This window comes from Clostridium ljungdahlii (genome assembly GCF_001636845.1).
GTDB classification, from domain to species: domain Bacteria; phylum Bacillota; class Clostridia; order Clostridiales; family Clostridiaceae; genus Clostridium_B; species Clostridium_B ljungdahlii_A.
Window position 1 is genome coordinate 1 of the sequence record NZ_LITT01000047.1, and the last position, 1,985, is coordinate 1,985.

3 tRNA genes, 2 rRNA genes and 1 pseudogene are annotated in these 1,985 nt (G+C 36.7%); all 6 read right to left on the bottom strand.

The features are described 5' to 3' along the window. Positions 1-152: 152 nt before the first annotated feature. Positions 153-716 (bottom strand): annotated as a pseudogene (locus tag WY13_RS15470) (GTP-binding protein); the annotation flags it as partial. Positions 717-1,229: 513 nt separating this feature from the next. Beyond that, positions 1,230-1,304: transfer RNA gene (locus WY13_RS15475), tRNA-Asn, on the bottom strand. Between the two features lie 53 nt (positions 1,305-1,357). Next, positions 1,358-1,433, bottom strand: a tRNA-Ala gene (locus WY13_RS15480). A gap of 3 nt (positions 1,434-1,436) precedes the next feature. Beyond that, positions 1,437-1,513, bottom strand: a tRNA-Ile gene (locus tag WY13_RS15485). 5 nt (positions 1,514-1,518) lie between these two features. Beyond that, positions 1,519-1,635 (bottom strand): 5S ribosomal RNA (rrf, locus tag WY13_RS15490). 145 nt (positions 1,636-1,780) lie between these two features. Beyond that, positions 1,781-1,985: ribosomal RNA gene (locus tag WY13_RS15495) — 23S ribosomal RNA — on the bottom strand; the annotation flags it as partial.

The following is a 1,985-nucleotide window of genomic DNA, read 5'->3' on the forward strand; positions in this document are numbered from 1 at the left end:
TCGATTCCAAGGACTTGGTACAAGCTACTGGTTAGGTATTACTTGATAGGATTTTCCTACTATATGTTAGTAGCTTACTAATGACAACAAAATCATTCTTCCACTGTCAAGAGGAAACATCACGCATCTGCGTGCTGCTTCGCAGCTCGCACCTTATTATTCATTATTTTAGCTTTTCCTGAAATAACGTTTACAATTCCTTTAAAATTATTTTCCGTTCCTATAGGATATTGAATTGGTACTACAGACATACCAAACTTTTCTTTCAATTCTGCCAATGTTTTATCAAAATTTGAATTTTCTCTATCCAACTTATTTATATAAAAAGCTCTAGGAAGTTTACTTTTATTGACACCACTCCAAGATTTCTCAGCTCCCACTTGAACTCCAGATACACTTGATAAAACAATTATAGCTACATCAACTGCTCTCAATCCTTCCATAGTCTCTCCTACAAAGTCAAAATATCCTGGCATATCAACTAAATTTATCTTTGTATTTTTCCATTCACAGGAAGCTAAAGATGAAGCTATTGATATTTTTCTCTTTTTTTCTTCAATATCATAATCACTAACAGTACTTCCATCTTCAATTTTTCCAAACCTATCAACAACTTTTGTGTAATAAAGTATTGCTTCTGTTAATGTAGTTTTACCAGAACCACTATGTCCAATAAATCCTACATTTCTTAAATTATTTACTGAATATTTTTTCATAAGCAATCCCTCCCCTTACTTTTCGATTAATTATATATTCTATTTGCTAATTAAAATTCCTCCTATAATTAATTAAATTTTCAAAATAATTTTACTTTTATATTATTATCTATGAAAACAAGTACCTAAAATATGCACTCCATAAAAAATAAACCAAAGGTGAGCCACCTTTGGTTTATTTTTACTAATCTATTTTAGGCATTTTCAAAGAAATAACTAGTCAGTATGCTAGGATATTTTTTATCATACTGCGTCGGTAGAACCCTTAGATAGGATTCACTATCTGCGGAACCTTCCTCCTTGTCTGATAAACAAAGTTCTTGGCATCAGATGAAGTTAAAAACTTCATCTGATGCTTAGAAATTGTTATCCAGGGACGTAGCCACTCTTTGCTCACACTTGGGAAAGTGTAAGTATTAGAGTGGGTAGTCATCGGATAAAAAATATTCGTCGCATCTTTGACCTGTTATTTTCTTTCAAATGCCTTAATCAAATGAATTCAAAAAATAAAAATGGCTCCGTGGAGAGGGCTCGAACCTCCAACCCTTCGGTTAACAGCCGAATGCTCAACCATTGAGCTACCACGGAACAATCTATGCAATGTATTTCTTTAAAAAACGAGTAACAAATGTTACTCGTTTTGGTGGAGATAAAGAGATTCGAACTCTTGACCCTCTGCGTGCAAGGCAGATGCTCTCCCAGCTGAGCTATACCCCCGCATGGTGGACCTTCAGGGACTCGAACCCCGGACCAACCGGTTATGAGCCGGTTGCTCTAACCAACTGAGCTAAAGATCCTTATTACCTGGCAGCGACCTATTCTCCCACAGGGCCTCCCCTGCAGTACCATCGGCACTCTGAAGCTTAACCTTCCTGTTCGGTATGGAAAGGGGTGTTACCTTCACGTCATTACCACCAGATATTTTCTTATCACAGTTTTATATTATACAGTGCTTTTAAACGACTGTCAATACTAAACATTAATTTAACTATAAAAAATTTATAGTCTAAGAAGAACTTTGTCCTCTCAAAATTGCACAGTAAATTTTTTTCTTTCGTTTTTATTTGGTCAAGCCCTCGACCTATTAGTATCAGTCAGCTTAACAGGTTGCCCTGCTTACACCTCTGACCTATCTCCTCGTGTTCTTCGAGGGGTCTTACTAGCTTACGCTATGGGAAATCTTATCTTGAGGTGGGCTTCACACTTAGATGCTTTCAGCGTTTATCCCTTCCCAACTTGGCTACCCAGCTGTGCTCCTGGCGGAACAAC